This is a genomic window from Modestobacter sp. KNN46-3 (assembly GCF_011039295.1).
Map to the genome: position 1 here is coordinate 1 of NZ_JAAKGN010000055.1, position 21,521 is coordinate 21,521.

Annotated in this window: 25 protein-coding genes; 17 read left to right on the plus strand and 8 right to left on the minus strand. The window is 73.0% G+C overall.

Translation table 11 applies throughout. The features are described 5' to 3' along the window. The coding region (locus tag G5C62_RS13250) for an integrase core domain-containing protein (protein ID WP_164701359.1) at nt 1-611 on the plus strand (611 nt) is incomplete at its 5' end. On the opposite strand, the gene G5C62_RS13255 is transcribed toward G5C62_RS13250, so the two are convergent. After that, entirely contained in the window at nt 608-1,588 is a 981-nt protein-coding gene (locus tag G5C62_RS13255) for an RNA polymerase sigma factor SigF (protein ID WP_063124223.1), read from the minus strand. The genes G5C62_RS13250 and G5C62_RS13255 overlap by 4 nt on opposite strands. Next, nucleotides 1,585-2,082, minus strand: a complete 498-nt coding sequence (locus tag G5C62_RS13260) for an ATP-binding protein (RefSeq protein ID WP_036338403.1) — start codon at nt 2,080-2,082, stop codon at nt 1,585-1,587. Before G5C62_RS13260 ends, G5C62_RS13255 begins: the two co-directional genes overlap by 4 nt. Before the next feature lie 294 nt (nt 2,083-2,376). Here G5C62_RS13260 and G5C62_RS13265 point away from each other — a divergent pair, with 294 nt between their 5' ends. Next, a complete protein-coding gene (locus G5C62_RS13265; RefSeq protein ID WP_036338400.1) occupies nt 2,377-3,384 on the plus strand; it encodes a DNA topoisomerase IB in 1,008 nt (335 codons plus the stop codon). A 91-nt stretch (nt 3,385-3,475) separates the two neighbouring features. On the opposite strand, the gene G5C62_RS13270 is transcribed toward G5C62_RS13265, so the two are convergent. Together G5C62_RS13270 and G5C62_RS13275 are read right to left on the minus strand one after the other, a co-directional pair. Then, complete coding sequence (locus G5C62_RS13270) at nt 3,476-3,874, minus strand: STAS domain-containing protein (protein ID WP_036338397.1); 399 nt, start codon at nt 3,872-3,874, stop codon at nt 3,476-3,478. 248 nt (nt 3,875-4,122) lie between these two features. Continuing rightward, nucleotides 4,123-4,641 carry a hypothetical protein gene (locus G5C62_RS13275; RefSeq protein WP_164701360.1) on the minus strand — a complete coding sequence of 173 codons (519 nt, stop codon included), beginning with the start codon at nt 4,639-4,641 and terminating at the stop codon, nt 4,123-4,125. 176 nt (nt 4,642-4,817) lie between these two features. Here G5C62_RS13275 and G5C62_RS13280 point away from each other — a divergent pair, with 176 nt between their 5' ends. From G5C62_RS13280 to G5C62_RS13310, 7 genes are all read left to right on the plus strand, one after another. Beyond that, nucleotides 4,818-5,408 (plus strand): DUF1360 domain-containing protein, encoded by a 591-nt coding sequence (locus tag G5C62_RS13280; RefSeq protein ID WP_164701361.1) that lies wholly within the window; start codon nt 4,818-4,820, stop codon nt 5,406-5,408. Nucleotides 5,409-5,597: 189 nt separating this feature from the next. Further along, nucleotides 5,598-6,614, plus strand: coding sequence for a Ku protein (locus tag G5C62_RS13285; protein ID WP_164701362.1), 1,017 nt, complete (start codon nt 5,598-5,600; stop codon nt 6,612-6,614). A gap of 6 nt (nt 6,615-6,620) precedes the next feature. Continuing rightward, the gene (gene ligD, locus G5C62_RS13290; protein ID WP_241175884.1) at nt 6,621-7,691 is read left to right on the plus strand and encodes a non-homologous end-joining DNA ligase; all 1,071 of its coding nucleotides are present in this window, start codon (nt 6,621-6,623) and stop codon (nt 7,689-7,691) included. Beyond that, nucleotides 7,688-8,599: a non-homologous end-joining DNA ligase gene (ligD, locus tag G5C62_RS13295; protein WP_036338388.1), complete on the plus strand. Its 912-nt coding sequence runs from the start codon at nt 7,688-7,690 to the stop codon at nt 8,597-8,599. Before ligD (G5C62_RS13290) ends, ligD (G5C62_RS13295) begins: the two co-directional genes overlap by 4 nt. A gap of 62 nt (nt 8,600-8,661) precedes the next feature. After that, nucleotides 8,662-9,543 (plus strand): formyltetrahydrofolate deformylase, encoded by an 882-nt coding sequence (gene purU, locus G5C62_RS13300; protein ID WP_231558458.1) that lies wholly within the window; start codon nt 8,662-8,664, stop codon nt 9,541-9,543. Nucleotides 9,544-9,625: 82 nt separating this feature from the next. Then, nucleotides 9,626-10,096 carry a Fur family transcriptional regulator gene (locus tag G5C62_RS13305; RefSeq protein WP_164701363.1) on the plus strand — a complete coding sequence of 157 codons (471 nt, stop codon included), beginning with the start codon at nt 9,626-9,628 and terminating at the stop codon, nt 10,094-10,096. Beyond that, complete coding sequence (locus tag G5C62_RS13310; RefSeq protein ID WP_164701364.1) at nt 10,093-11,760, plus strand: catalase; 1,668 nt, start codon at nt 10,093-10,095, stop codon at nt 11,758-11,760. Before G5C62_RS13305 ends, G5C62_RS13310 begins: the two co-directional genes overlap by 4 nt. Nucleotides 11,761-11,878: 118 nt before the next feature. Here G5C62_RS13310 and G5C62_RS13315 read toward each other — a convergent pair whose 3' ends face one another. Continuing rightward, the gene (locus G5C62_RS13315; protein WP_231558457.1) at nt 11,879-13,138 is read right to left on the minus strand and encodes an FAD-binding oxidoreductase; all 1,260 of its coding nucleotides are present in this window, start codon (nt 13,136-13,138) and stop codon (nt 11,879-11,881) included. Nucleotides 13,139-13,278: 140 nt separating this feature from the next. Here G5C62_RS13315 and G5C62_RS13320 point away from each other — a divergent pair, with 140 nt between their 5' ends. Beyond that, on the plus strand, nt 13,279-13,587 hold the full coding sequence (locus G5C62_RS13320) for a hypothetical protein (protein WP_241175885.1): 309 nt from the start codon (nt 13,279-13,281) through the stop codon (nt 13,585-13,587). Between the two features lie 9 nt (nt 13,588-13,596). Here G5C62_RS13320 and G5C62_RS13325 read toward each other — a convergent pair whose 3' ends face one another. Then, the gene (locus G5C62_RS13325) at nt 13,597-14,550 is read right to left on the minus strand and encodes a proteasome assembly chaperone family protein (protein WP_036335256.1); all 954 of its coding nucleotides are present in this window, start codon (nt 14,548-14,550) and stop codon (nt 13,597-13,599) included. Nucleotides 14,551-14,645: 95 nt separating this feature from the next. Continuing rightward, complete coding sequence (locus G5C62_RS13330; protein ID WP_081975284.1) at nt 14,646-15,947, minus strand: AI-2E family transporter; 1,302 nt, start codon at nt 15,945-15,947, stop codon at nt 14,646-14,648. A 102-nt stretch (nt 15,948-16,049) separates the two neighbouring features. Here G5C62_RS13330 and G5C62_RS13335 point away from each other — a divergent pair, with 102 nt between their 5' ends. The 3 genes from G5C62_RS13335 (at nt 16,050) to G5C62_RS13345 (ending at nt 17,693) form a co-directional block, all read left to right on the plus strand. Then, nucleotides 16,050-16,514, plus strand: coding sequence for a PPOX class F420-dependent oxidoreductase (locus G5C62_RS13335; protein ID WP_036335254.1), 465 nt, complete (start codon nt 16,050-16,052; stop codon nt 16,512-16,514). Between the two features lie 76 nt (nt 16,515-16,590). Beyond that, nucleotides 16,591-17,175, plus strand: coding sequence for a hypothetical protein (locus tag G5C62_RS13340; RefSeq protein WP_036335252.1), 585 nt, complete (start codon nt 16,591-16,593; stop codon nt 17,173-17,175). Then, a complete protein-coding gene (locus tag G5C62_RS13345) occupies nt 17,172-17,693 on the plus strand; it encodes a hypothetical protein (RefSeq protein ID WP_164701365.1) in 522 nt (173 codons plus the stop codon). The genes G5C62_RS13340 and G5C62_RS13345 overlap by 4 nt, the downstream gene beginning before the upstream one ends. Nucleotides 17,694-17,731: 38 nt before the next feature. On the opposite strand, the gene G5C62_RS13350 is transcribed toward G5C62_RS13345, so the two are convergent. Then, nucleotides 17,732-19,276, minus strand: coding sequence for a UDP-N-acetylglucosamine 1-carboxyvinyltransferase (locus G5C62_RS13350; protein ID WP_036335249.1), 1,545 nt, complete (start codon nt 19,274-19,276; stop codon nt 17,732-17,734). A 74-nt stretch (nt 19,277-19,350) separates the two neighbouring features. Here G5C62_RS13350 and G5C62_RS13355 point away from each other — a divergent pair, with 74 nt between their 5' ends. The 4 genes from G5C62_RS13355 (at nt 19,351) to G5C62_RS13370 (ending at nt 21,513) form a co-directional block, all read left to right on the plus strand. Further along, complete coding sequence (locus G5C62_RS13355; RefSeq protein ID WP_036335248.1) at nt 19,351-19,563, plus strand: hypothetical protein; 213 nt, start codon at nt 19,351-19,353, stop codon at nt 19,561-19,563. Between the two features lie 91 nt (nt 19,564-19,654). Next, nucleotides 19,655-20,257: a hypothetical protein gene (locus G5C62_RS13360; RefSeq protein ID WP_164701366.1), complete on the plus strand. Its 603-nt coding sequence runs from the start codon at nt 19,655-19,657 to the stop codon at nt 20,255-20,257. Nucleotides 20,258-20,300: 43 nt separating this feature from the next. Beyond that, the gene (locus G5C62_RS13365) at nt 20,301-21,053 is read left to right on the plus strand and encodes a dienelactone hydrolase family protein (RefSeq protein ID WP_036335247.1); all 753 of its coding nucleotides are present in this window, start codon (nt 20,301-20,303) and stop codon (nt 21,051-21,053) included. A 43-nt stretch (nt 21,054-21,096) separates the two neighbouring features. Continuing rightward, on the plus strand, nt 21,097-21,513 hold the full coding sequence (locus G5C62_RS13370) for an ankyrin repeat domain-containing protein (protein ID WP_036335246.1): 417 nt from the start codon (nt 21,097-21,099) through the stop codon (nt 21,511-21,513). Nucleotides 21,514-21,521: the final 8 nt, after the last annotated feature.

Sequence of the window (21,521 nt, forward strand, 5' to 3'; positions counted from 1 at the left end):
AGATGACCCGCCCCGGCGAGCTGGTGCACGTCGACGTCAAGAAGCTGGGCAACATCCCCGACGGCGGTGGCTGGCGCGCCCACGGCCGGGAGCAGGGCACCCGCAACCGCCAGGCCCACCGCGACCCCGCGCGGCAGCGGAAGGTCCCCGGCCGCCCGAACCTGGGCTACTGCTACGTCCACTCCGCCGTGGACGCCTACAGCCGGCTGGCCTACTCCGAAGCCCTCGATGACGAAACCTCCGCCACCGCCCTGGCCTTCTGGACCCGGGCCCGGGCCTTCTTCGCCGGCCACGGCATCACCGTCGAACGGGTCCTCACCGACAACGGTGCCGCCTACATCAGCCAGGCCTGGCGCAATGAACACGCCAGGCTGGGGATCAAGCACTCACGAACCCGAGTCCGCCGTCCGCAGACCAACGGCAAGGTCGAACGGCTCAACCGCACGCTGCTGGAGGAGTGGGCCTATCGCCGGCTCTACACCTCCGAGAAGGCCCGCCGCGCAGCCCTGTCAGGCTGGCTGCACCACTACAACCACCACCGGCCCCACACCGCCCTGGGCAACCTCCCACCGATCACCCGCTGCACCAACGTCTCCGGGCAGTACACCTAGTCCTTGAGGAGGCCTTCGCGGAGCTTGGCCAGCGTCTGGCTGAGCAGCCGGGACACGTGCATCTGGGAGATGCCGATGTCCGCGGCGATCTGCGACTGGGTCATGTTGCCGAAGAACCGCAGGATCAGGATGCGGCGCTCACGGGGCGGGATGGTGGCCAGCAGCGGCTGCAGCGACTCCCGGTACTCCACGCCCTCCAGGGCCGCGTCCTCCTCGCCGAGGGTCGCCGCGAGCGTGGGGGAGTCCTCCTCACCGGAGAGGCGCTCGTCCAGCGAGCTGCTGCGGTAGGCGTTGGCCACCGCCAGGCCCTCGAGCACCTCCGCCCGGGGGATGCCGAGGTGCTCGGCCAGCTCGGACGGCGTGGGGGCGTGGCCGTTCTTCTGCGACAGCTCGCTGACCGCCGCGTTCAGCGAGAGGTGCAGCTCCTGCAGCCGCCGCGGCACCCGCACCGACCAGCCCTGGTCGCGGAAGTGCCGCTTGATCTCACCGGTGATCGTCGGCACGGCGAAGGAGAGGAACTCCACCCCACGACTCGGGTCGAACCGGTCGATCGCAGCGATCAGGCCGAGGGTGCCCACCTGGAGCAGGTCGTCGAAGGGCTCGCCGCGGTTGCTGAACCGGCGGGCGAAGTGCCGGACCAGCGGCAGGTGCTCCTCGACCAGGATCTCCCGGAGTCGCTCCCGCCGCGGGTCGCCCTTGTCCAGGGTGGCCAGCTCGGCGAACAGCGGTGCGGTCCGCTCGGCCCGCTTGCGGTTGTCCGACATCGGCACCGGGTCAGCAGCCGGCTCCGGGGTCGTGGCGGAGGACTCCGTGGGGGCCGCCTTCGGGGTGTCGGTGGGTTCGGTGATCTCGTTCTCCGAGGCCGTGTCGGCGACCGCAGGGGCGTCAGCGGCGGGGGCCGGGGACCCGAGGGGCTCACCCGAGCCGAGGACGGCGTCGTCGGCAGCCGGGGAGTCCGGAGCAGCCGACCGGGTCACCGTGCGACCGACACGTCGGGGTCGGACTGCTCGGTCAGGGCGTCGATCGCGCTGTAGCGCCGCAGCTTCTTGACCAGGCTGATGCAGGCGACGGGCGTGCTCTTGCCGTCGCCGGCCGGCACGATCGACTGGTCGCTCGGGCCGGCCTCGACCGTGTCGACCAGGGTGTGCAGCACGGCCCAGCCGAAGCCGTCCCGCGGCACGTCGACCCCGGTCGCCGTCGGCACCCAGGCGTCGATCCGCAGACCGTCGCGGGCGGCCTCGAAGACGACCGTGAGCGGTGCGTCCCCCAGGGCGACGGAGGACAGCGTGGCGCAGGCCTCGTCGACGGCGAGACGCAGGTCCTCGACCGCGTCGAGGTCGAAGTCCATCCGCATCGCCAGGTCACCGGTCATCGCCCGCACCGCGGGCAGCTGGGTCGGCGAGGTGGGGACCCGCAGTTCCAGCCGCTCGGTGCGCCGCTCGCCGGTGGCGGCGCCCGTCGTGTCGACCATGCGTCGTTCGCTCCTTCGTCGTCCCCCGCGCCCCCGGACGAGAGCGCGGCTGTCCGTCTTCGCGCTCCCGTCCCGCAGCTCCGGTTCGGAGCGCGGACGACGAGCGGCCGCTCAGCGACGGGTGTCAGGCCTGACCCGGCTCCCTTGACGGTAGACCGACCGCCTGGCTGCGTTGCCCACCGGGGCGCACGCCAAACCCCCGTTCGCCGCCGGAGGCGCTGCCGCGGCACCCGGCCGGGTGACCTGGTCACCACCCGTGTTTGAGCCCACCCGGTCGTGCACATCCCTCCCGGCGTGAGACTGCGGCGCAGTGACGTGCACGCCCCGGGCTGGACCCGGCGTCGCGCTGGCAAGGGGTTCTCCTACCAGGACGAGAACGGGGCGTTGATCAGGGACGACCGGCTGGACCGGTTGCGGGCCCTGGCCATCCCGCCCGCCTGGAAGGACGTCTGGATCTGTCCGTGGCCGAACGGCCACATCCAGGCCGTCGGGACCGACGCCGCCGGCCGGCGGCAGTACCGCTACCACGACGAGTGGCGCGCCAAGCGGGACGCCGCCAAGCACGAGCGGGTGCTGGAGATCTCCCAGCAGCTGCCCGACGTCCGGGACGAGGTGGTGGCGGCGCTGCGCACCCGCGGGCTCAACCGCGAACGGGTGCTGGCCTGCGCCGTCCGGCTGCTCGACCTCGGCGCCTTCCGGGTGGGCAGCGAGCAGTACGCCGAGGACAACGGCACGTACGGGCTGGCGACGCTGCGCCGCGAGCACGTGTCGGTGCGCGGCGAGCGGGTCTTCTTCCACTACACCGCCAAGGGCGGGATCGACCGGGAGGTCGAGCTGCTGGACCGGCCGACCGCCACCGTCGTCCGGCAGCTGCTGGAGCGGCCCGAGGACGAGGGGCAGGAGCTGCTCGGCTACCGGCTCGCCGACGGGAGCTGGCACGACGTGACCAGCGACGAGGTCAACGCCTTCCTCAAGGAGGTCAGCGGGGCGGAGATCACCGCCAAGGACTTCCGCACCTGGACGGCGACGGTGATGATGGCCGCCACGTTGGCCGAGACGCCCACCCCGAGCAGCCAGACGGCACGCAAGCGCGCGGTGCGGGAGGCCTACGTCAAGGTCTCCGAGCAGCTGGGCAACACCCCGACGGTGTGCAAGACCAGCTACGTCGACCCCCGGGTGGTCGACCGGTACGAGCACGGCGAGACGGTCGCCGGCGCGCTGGCCGAGGCCGCCCAGGCACCCGACGACCGGACGGCGCAGCGCACCATCGAGGCGGCGGTCTGCTCCCTGCTCAGCGCCTGAGCTGACCAGGCCCCGGACACGACGACGGCGCCCCACCCGGAGGTGGAGCGCCGTCGTCGCGGTGGGTGCGACCCCTGGAGAGGGGCCTTCCTCAGGCCTTCTCGGCGATCGTGAACAGGTCGATGAGGCCGGTGACCTCGAGCGGCCGGGTCACGGCGCGGGTGTTGGCCACCAAGCGCAGGCCGACGTCGCGGGAGCGCGCCGACTTCTGGGTCTCGACGAGCACGGCGAGGCCGGCCGAGCCGAGGAACTGGACACCGCACAGGTCGACGACCAGGGCGGTCGGCTGCTGCTCGAGCTGGGTGTCCAGGGACGCGCGCAGCACGGGCGCGGTGAAGGTGTCGACCTCGCCGACGACCGTCACGGTGACCGTGCCGTCGTCGTCGGTGGACGTCGACAGGGTGATCACGTCGTCGAAGGGGGCGTCGTTCGTGTCAGCCGGGGCTGACACGTCGCGCGAGCCCTCGGCGGGTGAGTCGGATGAGGTCACGGACTGCAGCTCCTCTCAGCGGCGATGCCTGGCGGGCACGCGGATGCCCGGACAATGTACTGCGATACACCGTCCGGCCCGACACGGCCCGGGACACCGAGGTTCCGGTACGCCTCCCGAGGAGCTCTCGGGCAGGCCACGGCTGGCTGCTCAACCGTGGCGCCCAACCTAGTCGCGTCATGATCGCGGCACCAACTCAGCGCACGCCGGGCCGGCGGGGCGGCCGGCCCGGCGCGCTGCGGCAGGGGTCAGGTGCCCTCGACGACGTGGACCGCGCTCTCCTCCGGCCCCTCGCCGCCGACCGGGGCGTCGGCGAAGGCCTCGACGTCGTCGCCGGTGCGGTTGGTGCCCGAGTCGCTGAGCCGGTCGGTGTCCTCGTCCTGGTCGAGCTGGGCGAAGGCGCGGTCGGGGTCCTCGGCGGGGCGCACGTCGGACGCGTCCTCCGGGACCTCCCGCTCCAGCCGGCCGCTCAGCGACTCGCCCTCGGCCTGCTCGCGTGCCGTCGTCCCGAAGTCCACCGCCTGGTGCTGGCGGTCGCCGGGCTCGGGGGCGAACTCCGGGTCCTCGGCGCGGGCCATGGTCGGGCTGTCGTCCTGGGAGACCTCGGGGACGCCGTTGTCCTCGGGGAAGACGTCCCGGGCGGTCTGCCCCTCGGGGCCGACGTCGCCACGGGGGCCGTCCGCCGTGCCGGTGAGGCCACGCTCGTCGTCGGGGAACTCGGCGTCGTTGAGGGCGGAGTCGCGGGCGGCGCGGTCCGGGTCGGTCATGGGAGCTCCTCCGTTCTGCGCGCCCCAGCGGTGGGCGCGCTCGTCCGTCCGGTGGACGGGGGAGCCGGTCGGGTGACCGGCGTCGTGGTCCGGCCCTACCCGACCCGCTGTCGGGCATGCGTGATCCAGCTCCCGCCCGCCGCATGGCACCGCGTGCCGCGGGTACCGCCGCGAGCATGGCGATCACAGACGAGGTCCAGCGGCTCGGGCGACCGGTCCGTCGCTGGGCCCGTACCCAGCAGGAGGAGTACACGCAGGGAGAGGCCCGGCCGCTGGCCGCGGACCTGGGGGCGATGAGCGTCTACCTGGGCCTGGTCGGGGCGGCGGCCACCGCCATCCGGGTGTCGGGCCGCGAGCTGCCCAGCCGGATCCCCCTCGGGGACGCGGTCCTGCTGACCGTCGGCACCTTCCGGCTGGCCCGGCGGATCGCCAAGGACCCGGTCACCGCCCCGGTGCGCGCACCGTTCGTCAGCTACCAGGGGACGTCGGGCGAGGCCGAGGTCGCCGAGGAGGTGCGCGAGCACGGGGGCGCCAAGCACGCCGTGGGAGAGCTGCTGACCTGCCCGTTCTGCATGGCCCAGTGGGTCGGCACGGGCTTCGTGCTCGGGTACGTGACTGCGCCGCGGGCGACCCGGCTGGCCGCGCTGACCATGACGATGGTGGCCGGTTCCGACGTCCTGCAGTTCGTCTACGACGCCATCCAGAACGGCGGGCTGCAGTCCGACGGCGGCGAGGAGGCCGGGAGCCTGACCGGTCAGGAGGTCTGACCGCGAGCTCGGCGTCACGCTGCGTGGTCATCGCATGCCGGCGGCCCGCACACCAGCGGGCCGCCGGCTCCCTCGACCGGGTGGGGCGCTGCGGTGCGTGACCGTCTCGCGCTGCCGCGCACCCGCCGGGGCACCTATCCTCTGATCTTGTCGAGGCGGGGTCGCGGGCCCCGGGGCGAGGAGGTAGTCGTGCGGTCGATCTGGAAGGGCGCGGTCTCCTTCGGCCTGGTCAGCATCGCGGTGAAGCTGTACTCGGCCACCGAGGACCACGACATCCGCTTCCACCAGGTGCACAAGACCGATGGTGGCCGGGTCAAGTACAAGCGGGTCTGCTCCGTGGACGGCGAAGAGGTCGAGTACGGCGACATCGGCAAGGGCTACGAGCTGCCCGACGGCCAGCTGGTCGTGCTGACCGACGAGGACTTCGACCAGCTCCCGCTCGGCACCACGCACGAGATCGAGGTGCTCCAGTTCGTCGACCAGGAGCAGATCGACCCGATCCACTTCGAGAAGACGTACTACCTGGAGCCCGACGGCGTCGCGACCCGCCCCTACGTGCTGCTGCGCACCGCGCTGGAGAACGCCGGCCAGGTGGCGATCACCAAGATCGCCATCCGGCAGCGCGAGTCGCTTGCGGCGCTGCGCGTGCGGGAGGGCGTGCTGGTGCTGCACACCATGCGCTGGCCCGACGAGATCCGCCGGCCCGCCTTCACGTTCCTGGACGAGGAGGTGCCGGTCCGTCCGCAGGAGCTGGCGATGGCCGAGTCGCTGATCTCCACGATGGCCGGGGACTTCGACCCGACCCAGTTCACCGACGACTACCGCGAGGCGATGGCCGCCCTGCTGGAGGCCAAGCAGTCCGGCGGTGAGGTCCAGGCCGCACCGGAGGCCGCCGACGACGGCGGCGGTGCGGTGGTCGACCTGATGAGCGCCCTGCGGCGCAGCGTCGAGCGGGCCGGCGGCAGCGCTCCGGCCGCCGGGTCGGACGACGCCAGGGACGACGCCAGGGACGACGGCGGGGACGACGCGACGGCGGCGAGGACGACGGCTCGCAAGACGCCGGCCAAGAAGGCGGCCGCCGGGGAGAAGACCCCGGCGAAGAAGGCCCCCGCCCGGAAGGCGGCGCCGAAGAAGGCCGCGGCGACGGAGGACGACGCCCCGGCGAAGCCGGCCAAACGCGCCGCCCGTCCGCGCAAGACCGCCTGACCCCGGGTGGCCGCCGCCGATCCGCTGGCCCCCCGCCGGGCCGAGCCGGACCTGACCCGCGCTGCCGAGCCGGCCGGGCGGCCGCTGCCGGTGGTCACCGCTGACGGCGTGCCCGAGGACCTCCCGCCGATGCTGGCCGCCGTCGGCGACCTCCCCGCCGACGGCGACCTGCGCTGGGGCTACGAGTTCAAGTGGGACGGCGTCCGGGCGCTGGCGCACGTGCGTTCCGGGCGGGTCCGGCTGCGGGCGCGCAGCGGCAACGACGTCACCGCCAGGTACCCCGAGCTCGGCCCGCTGCCGGCGGCCCTGGCCGGTCGCGAGGCCGTGGTCGACGGCGAGGTCGTCGCGCTGGACGCCCGGGGCCGGCCGGACTTCGGGCTGCTGCAGGGCCGGATGCACCGCACCGGGCCGGAGGTGGCGAGGCTGGCGGCGGCCGCCCCGGTCAGCTACCTGGTCTTCGACCTGCTGGCGCTGGACGGCGTGAGTCTGCTCGGGCTGCCCTACACCGCCCGCCGGGAGCGGCTGGACTCGCTGGGGCTGGGCTCGGACCGCTGGGTGACCACCCCCTGGTTCCGCGGCGACCTCGCCGGGGTGGGGCAGCAGGTGCAGGGGGCCAGCCTGGAGAACGGGCTGGAGGGCGTCGTCGCCAAGCGGCTGGACTCGGTCTACCGGCCGGGTGGTCGCGGCCCGGACTGGCGCAAGGTCAAGAACTTCCGCACCCAGTCGGTCGTCGTCGGCGGCTGGCGTCCCGGGGCCGGGCGGCGGGCCGGCGGCATCGGCTCCCTGCTGCTCGGGGTGCACGACGAGGACGGCCGGCTCGTCTTCGCCGGGCACGTGGGCACCGGCTTCACCGCGAGGGCGCTGGCCGACCTCGCGCCCCTGCTCACCCCGCGGGCGTCCGCCCCGTTCGTCGATGCGCTGCCCCGCGAGGTGACCCGGGACGCGCACTGGGTCGAGCCGACGCTGGTCGGCGAGGTGGTCTTCACCGAGTGGACCCGCGAGGGCCGGTTGCGGCACCCGTCCTGGCGCGGGCTGCGCGCGGACCAGGCGCCGGCCGACGTGGTGGTCGAGCCGTGAGGCAGCGGGTGCAGATCGAGGGCCGCCAGCTGGAGGTCTCCAACCTGGACAAGGTGCTCTTCCCCGAGGTGGGATTCACCAAGGCCCAGGTCATCGACTACTACGTGCGGATCGCGCCGGTGCTGCTGACGCACGTGGCGCACCGCCCGGTCACCTTCACCCGGTGGCCGAACGGCGTCGACGGGCAGGCCTTCTTCGAGAAGAACAGCGCCCGGCACGCCCCGGAGTGGGTGCGGTCGGTGACGGTGCCCTCGCCCGGGTCGTCGCGGGGCCGGGAGACGCTGGACATGGTGCTGCTCTCCGCCGTCCCCGACCTGGTCTGGTCGGCGAACCTGGCGGCGCTGGAGGTGCACGTGCCGCAGTGGCAGGTGGACGACGCCGGGACGGCGCAGCTGCCCGACCTGCTGGTGCTCGACCTCGACCCGGGCCCGGGCACCGGGGTGGTCGAGTGCGCGCAGGTGGCGCACCGGCTGCGCGAGCGGCTGGTCGCCGACGGCCTCGACCCGGTGGTGAAGACCTCGGGCTCCAAGGGGCTGCAGGTCTACGCCCCGATCGAGTGCGCCGACAAGGAGCACCCCAGCCGGTACGCCAAGGCCCTGGCCCAGGAGCTGACCGGGCAGACGCCAGAGGAGGTCGTCTGGCGGATGGAGAAGGCGCTGCGGCCGGGCAGGGTGCTGGTCGACTGGAGCCAGAACAACACCGCGAAGACGACGGTCGCGCCGTACTCCTTGCGCGCCCGGCCGTTCGCCACCGTCTCGACCCCGCTGCGCTGGGCCGAGGTCGACGCGCTGCGCGAGGGCGGTGACCCGGAGTCGGTCCGCTTCCGCACCGACGACGTCCTGGCCCGGGTCGCCCAGCACGGCGACCTGTTCGACGTCGCCGCCCGCACCCGCGCCGCCCTGCCCTGACCGACGGACCCCCACCGACCCGCCCGGCGGGGGACGCGGCGGCCCCTGGGACCATTCCGGGCGTGTCTGGACCCGATCGCCGTGCTCCCTCCACCGCCGACCTGGGGCGGCTGGTGGTCCGCTGCCCCGACCGGCCGGGCATCGTCGCGGTGCTGTCCGGGCTGATGGCCGAGGCCGGCGCCAACATCACCGAGTCCCAGCAGCACTCCTCGGACCCGTCCGGCGGCACGTTCACCCTGCGGCTGGAGTTCGTCCTCGACGACCTGGCCACCCGCCGTACCGAGCTGGAGGCGGCGCTCGCCGGCCTGGCGGGGGAGTGGCAGTTCTCCTGGCGGCTGACCGAGGCGGCACACACCCCGCGGCTGGCCGTCTTCGTCTCCAAGGCCGACCACGTGCTGCAGGAGCTGCTCTACCGGGTCGACGCGGGTGACCTGCGGGCCGAGATCGCCGCCGTCGTCTCCAACCACCCCGACCTGGAGCCCGTCGCCCGGGCCCACGGCGTGCCGTTCCACCACGTCCCGGTCACCCCGGACACCAAGGACGCCGCCGAGGCGCGGGCGCTGGAGCTGATCGGGGACGTCGACCTGGTCGTGCTGGCCCGGTACATGCAGATCGTCTCGGCGGACTTCTGCAGCCGCTTCCCGGAGCGGCTGATCAACATCCACCACAGCTTCCTGCCGGCCTTCGTGGGCGCGAACCCGTACCGGGCCGCCCACGACCGCGGCGTGAAGCTGATCGGGGCGACCGCGCACTACGTGACCGCGGAGCTGGACGCCGGCCCGATCATCGAGCAGGAGGTGGCCCGGGTCGACCACCGCGCCACCGTCGAGGACATGCGCCGGATCGGTCGCTACGTCGAGCGCCAGGTGCTGGCCCAGGCGGTCACCTGGCACGTGGAGGACCGCGTCGTGGTCGAGGGCGACCGCACGATCGTCTTCGCGTAGTCCCGGCGGCCCTCACTCGACAGGCGGGGTTCACCTGCTCTTGATTTGACTGAGTCAAAAAAGCAGGGTTGACTCGTTGCTGATGGAGACGACCTGGGAGAAGCAGCTGCGGACGGCGGGGCTGCGCGTCACGCGGCCCCGGCTGTCCGTGCTCGGGGTGCTCGCCGAGCACCCGCACGTCGACGCCGACACCATCGCCACCGCCGCGCGCACCGTCCACCCCTCGATCTCGCCCCAGGCGGTCTACGGGGTGCTCAAGGCGCTCGTCGGGAGCGGGATCGCACGCCGCATCGAGCCGGCCGGTGGGCCGGCGCTGTACGAGCTGCGGGTCGGCGACAACCACCACCACCTGGTCTGCCGGGAGTGCGGGCTGATCGCCGACGTCGACTGCGTCGTGGGCCAGGCCCCCTGCCTGCAGCCCTCGGACGCGGCGGGTTTCGCCGTCGACGAGGCCGAGGTCGTCTTCTGGGGACTCTGCGCCGGCTGTCAGGTCGCGCGCAGGACGCACGTGCACGGGACGAACAGTGCAATCGAAGAGGGAGTGACAGCATGACCGACGTCGCATCGCAGGGACCTGCCGCCAGTGAGGCCGACCGGGCCGTCCTGACCAACCGTCAGGGACACCCGATCTACGACAACCAGAACCAGCGCACGGTGGGCTCGCGTGGCCCGGCCACGCTGGAGAACTACCAGTTCCTGGAGAAGATCAGCCACTTCGACCGGGAGCGCATCCCGGAGCGCGTGGTGCACGCCCGTGGCGCCACCGCGTTCGGCGTCTTCGTGGCCGACGGCACCGTCGGCGACGAGCCGATCAGCAAGTACACCCGGGCCAAGCTCTTCCAGGAGAAGGGCAAGGAGACCGAGGTCGCGCTGCGCTTCTCCACCGTCGCCGGTGGCCGGGACTCCTCCGAGGCGGCGCGTGACCCGCGCGGCTTCGCGGTGAAGTTCTACACCGAGGACGGCAACTGGGACCTGGTCGGCAACAACCTGGGTGTCTTCTTCATCCGGGACGCCATCAAGTTCCCCGACTTCATCCACTCGCAGAAGCCCGACCCGGTGACCTTCGAGCGCCAGGTCGCCAACCGGGTCTTCGACTTCTGGTCGCAGTCGCCCGAGGCGCTGCACATGATGACGCTGGTCCTCAGCCCCCGTGGCCTGCCGGCGAGCTACCGCACCATGCAGGGCTTCGGCGTGAACACCTACAAGTGGGTCAACGCCGCCGGTGAGACCAAGCTGGTCAAGTACCACTGGCTGCCCAAGCAGGGCGTCAAGTCCTGGACCGAGGCCGACGCCGCGGTCGCGCAGGGCAAGGAGCTCGGCGTGCACACGAAGGACCTCTACGAGGCCATCGAGCGCGGCGAGTTCCCTTCCTGGGACCTGCACGTCCAGCTGATGGACGACCACGACCACCCGGAGCTGGACTTCGACCCGCTGGACGACACCAAGGTGTGGCCGGAGAACGAGTTCCCGCTGCGCAAGGTCGGCACCATGACGCTGAACCGCACGCCGCAGGACTTCTTCACCGAGAGCGAGCAGATCGCCTTCGGCACCGGTGTCCTCGTCGACGGGCTGGACTTCTCCGACGACAAGATGCTGGTCGGCCGGACGTTCTCCTACTCCGACACCCAGCGCTACCGGGTGGGCCCGAACTACCTGCAGCTGCCGGTGAACCAGCCCAAGGGCGCGAAGGTCGCGACCAACCAGCGCGACGGGGCGATGGCCTACGGCGTGGACCTGGGCCCCGGCCAGAACCCGCACGTCAACTACGAGCCGTCGATCCTGGGCGGCCTGCGTGAGGCCGAGTACCCCACGCACGACGAGCAGGGCCCGGAGATCACCGGCCGGCTCACCCGCAAGCGAATCGACCGCACCGACGACTACACCCAGGCCGGCCAGCGCTACCTGCTGTCCGAGCAGTGGGAGAAGGACGACCTCGTCGCCAACCTGATCGCCAACCTGTCGCAGTGCGACCGGCCGATCCAGGAGCGGATGATGTGGCACCTCTTCATGGTCGAGGACGAGCTGGGCCAGCGGGTCGGCGACGGCCTGGGCATCAGCGCGGACGACGTCCGGGGCATGCAGCCGCTGCAGACCCAGACGCTCACCGAGGCGGAGCTGCAGCGTGCGGCCAACCTCGGCAAGAACGGCCCCCGCGACGTCTCGGGCCTGACCATGACGCACTGCGTGCCCAACGAGCACGTCGTCCTGGCCAAGTGACATCGGCTGGGTGACATCGGCTCACTGAGCCACGCGGGCTGAGCCCGCACCGCCAGACCACTGCGGGCCGCGACCGGGGGACTCCCCGGGCGCGGCCCGCAGTGCTGTGCTGGGTCGGTCAGGCCTGGGCGGCGACCGGGTGGGCCGTGGCGTCCGGCGTCGGCTCGGTGGCCAGGTCGGCCTGCCACAGGTCGGGACCGAACACCTCGTACTGGATGTCCCGGGCCGGCACGCCCCGGTCGATCAGCGCGCTGCGCACCGCACGCATGAACGGCAGCGGACCGCACAGGTAGTACGCGGCGCCCTCGGGCAGGTCGACCGCGTCCAGGTCCATGATCCCGGCGTGCACGCGGTCGGCGGGCAGCGAGCTGTCCGCGCCGTCCTCGTACCAGACGTGCAGCGAGGCGTTGGGCAGCTGCTGGACGTCGGCGCTGACCTGCTCGCGCAGCGCGAAGGAGCTCTCGCCGAGGTCGGCGTGCAGCAGGGTGATCGGCAGCCGTGACCCGGCGGCGGTGAGGTGCGAGATCATCCCGGCCATCGGGGTGATCCCGATGCCGGCGCTGGCGAAGACCACCGGGCGGCCGGAGTCGTCGAGGACGACGTCCCCGAACGGCAGCGACATGGTCAGCACGTCGCCCACCTGCACCTGGTCGCACAGCAGGTTCGAGACCTCGCCGTCGGGCTTGTCGCCGCCGCGCACCCGCTTGACCGAGAACTGACGGTGCTCGCCGTCGTCGGCGCGGGTGAGGCTGTACTGCCGCGGCTGGTGGACGCCGTCGGGCATCTGCACCTTCACCGACACGTACTGGCCGGGCAGCGACGTCTTGACCAGCCGGTCGTCGATCCGCTTCACCCGGAAGGTGACGACGTCGGCGGTCTCCGCGGTCTTCTCGGCGACCTCCCACTCGCGCCAGACCGTCTCCGGCCGCACCCCGCGGGAGCTGTACAGGCCGCGCTCCATGTTGATCAGCGCGTAGGCCATCAGCCAGTAGACCTCGTCCCAGGCCGCGGCCACCTCGGGGGTGACGGCGTCACCGAGCACGTCGACGATCGCCCAGAACAGGTTGTCGTGGACGACGTCGTACTGCGCCGGGGTGATGCCCAGCGAGGCGTGCTTGTGCGCGATCCGGGCCAGCAGGTGCTCGGGCACCTGCTCCGGGTCCTTGACGAGTGCGCTGGCGAAGACGGCGACCGAGCCGGCCAGGGCCACCTGCTGGGTGCCCTCGGCCTGGTTGCCGCGGTTGAACGTGCCGTCGAGCAGTTCGGGGTGGGCGCCGAAGAGGTGCGCGTAGAAGCGTCGGGCGATCTCCTCGATGTTCTCGGCGACGACCGGGAGGGTCGCCTCGATGACCGGACGTGATCGATCGGACAGCAACATGAGCTCCTTGCAGTGGTGGACGTTCCTCTCCTCCACCGGTGCGCGGGGCGACCGGCGGGGGCCGTCCCCGAGTCTGCTGGGTGGGCCGCACATGCGCAGGAGGGCTTAGGTCCCGTCAGCCGTCCGGGCAGACTCGGCCCGTGGACGACGACGACCAGGACGCCACGGTGCTGCTCGCTGCTGCCGGACGTCTCGAGGCACTGGCGGCGCGGACCACCGGCGGCAGCTGGGCCGTCGGCGGCCCGCTGGCGTCCCGGCCGGAGGTGATCGCCCGCGCGGCGGAGGGCGGCACCGAGCACGTGGCCGAGGCCCGGGCGCGCACGGCGGAGTGGATCGTGACCCTGTCCCCGGCGGTCGCCGGCCCGCTGGCTGCCTGGCTGCGCTCGGCCGCCGACGTGACGCCGGTCGACCCACACGCGCTGGCGCTCGCCCGCGTGCTCACCGGCTGAGCCGGGGCGTCAGTCGGTGGGGCGGTCGCCGTCCTGCTCGGCGAGGAACCGCTCGATCTGCGCGCCGAGCTCGTCGCCGCTGGGCATCTCGCCGCCGAACCCGAGCAGACCGGTCTCCTCGCGGGAGGCGGTGAAGGAGTCGAACTGCTCCTCGAGGGCGCTGACCACCGCGGTGTTCTCGCTGGAGCGGGCGATCTGCTCGTCGACCTCGGTGCGGTGCGCCTCGGCCGCCTCGCGGAGCGTCTCGGTCGGCACGAGCAGGCCGGTGAGCTGGGTCAGGTGCTCGAGCAGGGTGAGCGAGGCCGCCGGGTAGGTGGCCTGGGTCAGGTAGTGCGGCACGTGGGCGGCGATGCCGAGCGCGTCGACGCCGGCCTCCCCGAGCCGCAGCTCCAGCAGCGCACCGACGCTCCCGGGGATGCGCATCTCACCCCAGTACAGGGGATAGGACTCGATCAGCTGCCGCCGTGTCGCGTGCGCGGTCACGGTCACCGGGCGGGTGTGCGGCACCGGCATCGGGATGGCGTGCAACGCGACGGCCGAGGTCACGCCCAGCCGGTCGACCAGCTGCAGCACTGCGGCGACGAACCGCTCCCACGCGTAGTCGGGCTCGGCGCCGTGCAGCAGCAGGAACGGCGTCCCGGCGTCGTCCTCCAGGGCGTACAGCCCGATCTCCGGGGAGGCGATCGAGACGTACCGGTCGCCGGAGAACGTCATCCGTGGCCGGTGGCCCCGGTAGTCGACGAGCGCATCGACGTCGAAGCGGGCGATGAGCCGGTTCGGCAGTGCGTCGAGCAGGTGGGCGCCGGTCAGTGCTCCGGCGTGCGCGGCGTCGAAGTCGCCGGCCAGGTGGTGGACGAGCACCAGGCTCCGGCGCTCCTCGGGGGTGGCCACCGCCGCCTCGCGGGCGAGGAAGGGCTCGGCCTCGGGGAGCACCTCGACGAGGTCCTCCGGTCGCTGGGGCACGGGACGTCCTCCTGACGGCTGGTCGGGCTGCACGTGGTCACCAGCTCCGCGGACGGCCGGTGCATTCCCATCGTCCTCCCGCCGGGGGAGGTCGGTCAGCTGCTGGGCGTCGTCTCGGCCGGCTCGCGCACCAGGTGGGTGCCCGAGGCGTCCTGGGTCAGCTGCCCCCGGGTGCCGTCGTCTGCGACCTCGGGGTTGTTGCCGTCGAGCACGTCCCGGCCGTAGCGGTAGGCGACCGCGATCAGCGCGGCCACCGGCACCGCCAGGAACGCCCCGATGATCCCGGCCAGGCTGGCGCCGGCGGTCACCGCCAGGATCACCACGGCCGCGTGCAGGTTGAGCCCGCGCCCCTGCAGGATCGGCTGGAGCACGTTGCCCTCGATCTGCTGCACCACGATGATCAGCCCGAGCACGATCAGCGCCGTGGTCAGGCCGCTGTCGACCAGCGCGATCAGGACGGCGAAGCCACCGGCGACGAAGGCACCGATGATCGGGATGAAGGCGCCGAAGAAGGTGAGCACGGCCAGCGGCAGGACCAGCGGCACGCCGAGCACGAGCAGCCCGATGCCGATGAAGAGGGCGTCCACGAAGCCGACGATGGCCTGCTGGCGGATGAACTCCGACAGGGTGCGCCAGGTCTTCAGCGACAGGGCCGCGACGTGCGGTGCGGCCTGCGGGCCGGTCTGCGCCGCCAGCCACGGCACCCACTTCGGGCCGTCCTTGAGGAAGAAGAAGGTCAGCACCAGCGCGAGGACGAGGTTGATCAGCAGGCCGCCGATCGTGGTCGCGGTGGTGACGGCGTAGCCGGCGATGTTCTGGGCGTTGCTCTGCACCGAGTCGATGATCGAGTCGACGGCGTTGCCGACCTGCTGGTCGTCGATGTTGAACGGCGGACCGGCCAGGTACTCCTGCACCTGCTCCAGGCCCTGGGTCACGCCGTCGGCGACCTCCTCGACCTGGCCGACCACCTGGGGGGCGATGACGGCGATGATCCCGCCGAAGGCGCCGAGGAAGAGCAGCAGCACGACCAGCGACGCCAGTGCCGGCGGCCAGCCGTGGTGGCGGAGGACGCGGGTGACGGGCCAGAGGACGGTGGTGAACAGCAGCCCGAGGACGACGGGGAGCAGGACCACCCACAGTTCGCCGATGACCCGCCCGAGGATGAGCAGGGCGATGACGATGAGGATCAGCTCGGCCGAGGCGACCGCCACCCGCCGGCTCGCGGCCTGCAGACGCCGGGCGCGTTCCGGCCCGGGGATCGGCGCACGGGTGGTGGCGACCTCGTGCTCGTCGGCCCCGGTCCCGGTCGCGGTGTCGGCCCGGCTCGCACCGGTGTCCTCGCCGCGCTCGTCGGCGGCGGGCTCGGCGGCGTTCTCGGTGCGGTGTTCGTCGGGCATGCGTTGATCCCAGCACACCCGGACGTGTCCCACCGATCGGCCGGACGTGATCTGTGCGGCGTCACCGCGCGGATCGTCGGAGGCACGTCGTAGGTTCCCGGCATGCCGAAGACCGCCACCGCCGACCGGGTCGATCGCGAGGGGCTGCTCGCCTTCCTGCGCCCCCGGCACAAGGCCCTCCTGCTCACCCACCGCAGCGACGGGAGCCCGCAGTTGTCCCCGGTGACGTGCGGCGTCGACGACCAGGGGCGGGTGGTGGTCTCCACCTACCCGCAGCGGGCCAAGGCGGTCAACGCCCGGCGTGACCCCCGGGTCTCGCTCTGCGTCCTCTCCGACGACTTCGACGGCGCCTGGGTGCAGGTCGACGGCCAGGCGGAGGTGCTCGACCTTCCCGACGCGCTCGACCCGCTGGTCGACTACTTCCGGTCGATCAGCGGTGAGCACCCGGACTGGGACGAGTACCGCGCCGCGATGCAGCGCCAGGGCAAGTCGCTGCTGCGGGTCACCATCGAACGCTGGGGGCCGGTGGCCACCGGCGGCTTCCCGCCGGCACCGGCCTCGTCCTGACCCAACACGGGGGATCGACACGCCGCGACAAGGGCAGGAGCTTGCGTCGCGCCGTGCAAGCTGCTGAGCTTGCCGCATGCCCTTCGTGCTGACGGTCGACCAGCGGGACAGCCGCCGCAGCCCGGACCGGGTGCCCGAGGTGCTGTCCGCGCTCAGCGGGGTGCCCACCGTCCTGCGCTTCGAGCGCACCGCGGGGGACGAGGTCCAGGGCCTGCTCGACGACCCGGTCGTGGTGGTGGACGTCGTGCGCCGGCTGGTGCGCGACGGCGGGTGGAGCATCGGGATCGGGGTCGGCCCGGTGCACACGCCGCTCCCGGGGAGCACCCGGGCCGGGTCCGGTCCGGCGTTCATCGCAGCCCGCGCCGCCGTCGAGGCGGCCAAGCGCCGTCCCGTCCGGCTCGCCGTCCGGGGGGGCGCCGCTGAGCCGGCGGCGGATGCGCAGGCGGTGCTGACCGCCCTGGCCGCGCTGGTCGAGCGGCGCAGCGACCAGGCGTGGGAGGCGATCGAGCTGGTCGAGGGCGGGCGCACGCAGGCCGAGGCGGCCACCGAGCTGGGCGTCACCCGTCAGGCGGTGGGGCAGCGGCTGGGCGCAGGCCTGTGGGACGTCGAGCGGGACCTGCACCCCGCGGCGGCGCGACTGCTGGCCCGGGCGGCGGGATGAGCGTCGCCGCCCTCGTGGTCCTCGGCGTCCTGGCCGTGGCCGGAGCCGCCCTGACCCCGCACACCGACCGCCGGGGCAGCCGGTTCGGCGGGGCGCTGCTCGTGCTGCTGCTGGGCGCCGCCGCTGCGCTGGCCTGGCGGGCGGGCCGGGTCGGTGACGGGGTGGAGGTCGGCGGCCAGTTGCTCGCGGTCGCCTCCGCGGCGCTGGGCGGGGGACCGGTGGCGACCGCCGTCCTCCGGGCCGCCGACCCCGACCGGGTGGCGGGGCGCCGGCGCGCCTCGGACCCGGAGGTGCTGCGGGGCGGTGCCTGGATCGGTGTGCTGGAGCGCTCCGCCATCGCGGTCACCGTGCTCGCCGGGTTCGCCGAGGGGCTCGCCGTCCTGATCGCGGTGAAGGGGCTGGGGCGGTTCAACGAGCTGAAGGCCCCGGTCGCGTCCGAGCGGTTCATCATCGGCACCCTGGCCAGCGGCCTCTGGGCCCTCGGCTGCGTCGGCGTCGCCGTCCTCCTCCGCACCTGACCCCTCCACCAAAATGGCCATTTTGGTGGTGGAGGGGTTCAGTCGTGGAAGACCTCGATCTGGGCGCCCATCTCCACCAGTCGCTCGTAGAGCTGCTCGTAGCCGCGGGCGATGATGTCCACGTTGCGCAGCACCGAGTCGCCCTTGGCCGCCAGCATCGCCAGCAGGATGCAGACCGCCGGGCGCAGCGCCGGCGGGCAGACGATCTCCGCCGCCGACCAGCGGGTCGGCCCCTCCACCAGCACCCGGTGCGGGTCGAGCAGGCGCACGTCGGCGTTCAGCCGGGTCAGGTCGGAGAGGTGGATCGCCCGGTTGTCGTAGACCCAGTCGTGGATCAGCGTGCTGCCGGTGGCCGTCGCGGCGATCACCGCGAAGAACGGCAGGTTGTCGATGTTGAGCCCCGGGAAGGGCATCGGGTGCACCTTGTCGATGGGCGCCCGCAGCTGCGACGGGTGCAGGGTGATGTCGACCAGCCGGGTGCGGCCGTTGTCGGCCGGGTACTCCGGTGACAGGTCGAAGGACAGCCCCATCTCGGCGAGGATGGCCAGCTCGATCTCCAGGAACTCGATCGGGGCCCGGCGCACGGTGAGCTCCGAGCCGGTGACGATCCCGGCGGTCAGCAGGCTCATCGCCTCGACCGGGTCCTCCGACAGCGGGTAGTCGACGTCGGCGTCGAGCACGGGCTTGCCGGTGACGACCAGGGTGGTGGACCCGAAGCCCTCGATGCGCACGCCCAGCAGCTCCAGGTACAGGCAGAGGTCCTGGACCATGTAGTTCGGGCTGGCGTTGCGGATCGTCGTCGTCCCGTCGTGCCGGGCGGCGGCCAGCAGCGCGTTCTCCGTCACCGTGTCCCCGCGTTCGGTCAGCACGATCGTGCGGTCCCGCGCCACGGGCGGGGCGACGGTCGCCCGGTACTCCCCGGCGTGCGCCTCGACCTCCAGCCCGAAGGGGCGCAGCGCGATCATGTGCGGCTCGACGGTGCGGGTGCCGAGGTCGCAGCCGCCGGCGTAGGGGAGCCGGAAGTCCTCGGCCCGGTGCAGCAGCGGGCCCAGGAACATGATGATGCTGCGGGTGCGACGGGCCGCGTCGGCGTCGATCGCGGAGAGGTCCAGCTGCTCGGGGACGACGAGGGTCAGGTCCCGCCCGGCGGCGTCCCAGGAGGCGGAGACGCCGATCGAGGTGAGCACGTCGAGGATCCGGTCGACCTCGACGATGCGGGAGACGTTGCGCAGCGTCGTCCGGCCGCGGTTGAGCAGCGCGGCGCACAGCAGCGCGACCGCCGCGTTCTTGGACGACTTCACCGTGACGCTGCCCGACAGCGGCGTGCCACCCCGGACGCGCAGGTGGGTGGGGCCGGAGCGCCCCACGCTGATCAGCTCGCTGTCCAGTGCCGCCGACAGCCGGCCCAGCAGCTCGAGGGTCAGGTTCTGGTTGCCCTGCTCGATCCGGGCGATCGCGCTCTGACTGGTGCCCAGCCGCTCGGCCAGCTGCAGCTGGGTGAGCCCGCGGTGTCGCCGGGCGTCCCGCACCAGGGCGCCGATCTGGCGGAGGGACTGGGTCGTCGTGTCCTCGGTCAGCGTCATCGGCGACCACGGTATGTCACAAATGAGATCCGGACGGTCGTGGTACGCAGTCCTCCGGCCCGTCAGGATGAGGCATGGTCTTCTGGATCGCGGTCGGGGCCGTGCTCACCCTGCTGCTCGCGGTGGCCTGGTGGCTGGACCACTCGGCCCGGCGGCGCGGGTCCCGGTCACAGCACCACTCCGACGTCTGGTACGAGGTCCGGGAGGGCCGCCGGGACGCCGAGGTCCTCAGCCCGTTCGTCCGGGACAACTCCTGGACCAGTTGGAGCCGGCGGAACCGCCGCTGAGCCACCCGTCCGGGGACGCCGGGTGTCGAACCGGTGGTCAACGGACATGATGGGGGTGCCGGACCCCGGCCCCACCTGCGAGGAGAACCCCGTGTCCCAGACCCCGGCGCCGTCCGGTTCCGTGTCCCACCCCGAGCTGCTGGCCGTCTACGTCAACGACCACCTCGCCGCGGCCGCCGGTGGCATCGAGCTGGTCTCCCGGATGATCGGGGTGCACCGCGGGACCGAGTACGAGCAGCCCCTCCGTCAGTTGCTCGACGAGCTCCGTGAGGAGAAGGCCGCGATCACCGGGGTCGCCCGGGCGCTGGGCTTCCCGGTGCGCCAGTACAAGCAGCTGGCCACCTGGGTCGCGGAGAAGGCGAGCCGGGCGAAGCTGAACGGGCACCTGCTCACCCGGTCCCCGTCCAGCGACCTGGTCGAGTTCGAGTTCCTCGCCTCCGCCGTACGGGGCAAGCGCAGCGGCTTCGAGACGCTGCGGATCGCCGCCGTCGCCGACAGCCGGATCGACGCGGAGCTGCTCGACCGGCTGATCCAGCAGGCCAACCGCCAGCACGACTGGGTCACCGAGGTGCGCCGGGACGTCGCGGCGAGGGTCTTCGGTGGCGACCCGAGCGCCCCTGACCTCGCTGCGGACAACGGCAACGGTGACGGTGGTGGTGGCGACAACGGCGGCACCACGGGCGGCCAGGGCTGAGCTCCCGCTGCGCGGGGGCGGGGGCGGCGGTAGACACGTCGGCATGTGCCACGACCACGACAGCCGCCCGCCTGCGCCACCCACCGTCGGGGCGGTCGCCGAGCGGGGCACCCTCACGCTGACCGCCGCCGACGGCACCCGGTTCTCCGCCGCCTACGCCGCGCCGGCCACCGCGCCGCGCGCCGGCGTCGTCCTGCTGCCCGACATCCGGGGCCTGCACCCGTACTACGTCGCCCTGGCGGAGCGGTTCGCCGAGGCGGGGCTGGCCGCGGTCGCCATCGACTGGTTCGGCCGCACCGCGGGGATCGCCGAGAACGGCACCCGCGAGGAGGACTTCGACTGGGGGACGCACATCCCGCAGACCACGCCGGCCGGCGTCGACGCCGACACCACCGCCGGGATCGAGTACCTGCGCAGCCGTACCGACCCGGCGCTTCCGGTGGTCACCGTCGGGTTCTGCTTCGGCGGCAGCCACGCCTGGCGGCAGTCGGCCGGCGCCCTGGACCTGGCCGGCAGCGCCGGCTTCTACGGCCGGCCCAGCCTGGTGGGCGACGCCGCGGACGGCGCCCGCAAGCCGGTGGTGATGATCATCGCCGGGGCGGACAGCGCCACCCCGGTGGCGGAGCAACGGCAGCTGGCCGCCCGGATGCGCGCGGCCGGGGCCGAGGTGGACGAGGTGGTCTACGAGGGCGCGCCGCACTCCTTCTTCGACCGGTCGTTCGACGAGTGGACCGAGGCCTGCCAGGACGCCTGGCGGCACGTGCTCGCCCTCACCGATCGGGTGAGCGGCTCCTGAGCGGGCGGCCGACCGACGCCACCGGGCTCCTACGCTCGGTGGCGTGACCGACCCGCAGCCGCCCCAGCAGCCCATCGACCCCGGCGTCATCGCCCTCGCCGCGAAGGTCTTCGACCTGGCCCGGGAGGGCGACACCGAGCAGTTGGTGGCCTACCTCGACGCCGGGGTGCCGGCCAACCTCACCAACGACAAGGGCGACACCCTGCTCGTCCTGGCGGCCTACCAGGGTCGTGCCTCGACGGTGGCCGCGCTGCTGGAGCGCGGGGCGGACCACACCCGGGCCAACGACCGGGGCCAGACGGCGCTGGCCGCCGCCGTCTTCAAGCAGTCGGCGGAGACGGTGCGCAGCCTGCTCGCCGCCGGCGCCGACCCGGACGACGGTCAGCCCAGTGCCCGGGCGACCGCGCAGTTCTTCGACCTGCCGGAGATGACCGCCCTGCTGGAGAGCCCCACCGCCTGACCGGCCGC

Bases quoted from the DNA above. Each gene is read 5' to 3' on its own strand.
- G5C62_RS13350 (WP_036335249.1), bottom strand. From the start codon at position 19,276: ATGACGCTGACCGAGGACACGACGACCCAGTCCCTCCGCCAGATCGGC.
- G5C62_RS13365 (WP_036335247.1), top strand. From the start codon at position 20,301: ATGTGCCACGACCACGACAGCCGCCCGCCTGCGCCACCCACCGTCGGG.
- G5C62_RS13345 (WP_164701365.1), top strand. From the start codon at position 17,172: ATGAGCGTCGCCGCCCTCGTGGTCCTCGGCGTCCTGGCCGTGGCCGGA.
- G5C62_RS13335 (WP_036335254.1), top strand. From the start codon at position 16,050: ATGCCGAAGACCGCCACCGCCGACCGGGTCGATCGCGAGGGGCTGCTC.
- G5C62_RS13340 (WP_036335252.1), top strand. From the start codon at position 16,591: ATGCCCTTCGTGCTGACGGTCGACCAGCGGGACAGCCGCCGCAGCCCG.
- G5C62_RS13355 (WP_036335248.1), top strand. From the start codon at position 19,351: ATGGTCTTCTGGATCGCGGTCGGGGCCGTGCTCACCCTGCTGCTCGCG.
- G5C62_RS13310 (WP_164701364.1), top strand. From the start codon at position 10,093: ATGACCGACGTCGCATCGCAGGGACCTGCCGCCAGTGAGGCCGACCGG.
- G5C62_RS13315 (WP_231558457.1), bottom strand. From the start codon at position 13,138: ATGTTGCTGTCCGATCGATCACGTCCGGTCATCGAGGCGACCCTCCCG.
- G5C62_RS13305 (WP_164701363.1), top strand. From the start codon at position 9,626: ATGGAGACGACCTGGGAGAAGCAGCTGCGGACGGCGGGGCTGCGCGTC.
- G5C62_RS13330 (WP_081975284.1), bottom strand. From the start codon at position 15,947: ATGCCCGACGAACACCGCACCGAGAACGCCGCCGAGCCCGCCGCCGAC.
- G5C62_RS13260 (WP_036338403.1), bottom strand. From the start codon at position 2,082: ATGGTCGACACGACGGGCGCCGCCACCGGCGAGCGGCGCACCGAGCGG.
- G5C62_RS13280 (WP_164701361.1), top strand. From the start codon at position 4,818: ATGGCGATCACAGACGAGGTCCAGCGGCTCGGGCGACCGGTCCGTCGC.
- G5C62_RS13275 (WP_164701360.1), bottom strand. From the start codon at position 4,641: ATGACCGACCCGGACCGCGCCGCCCGCGACTCCGCCCTCAACGACGCC.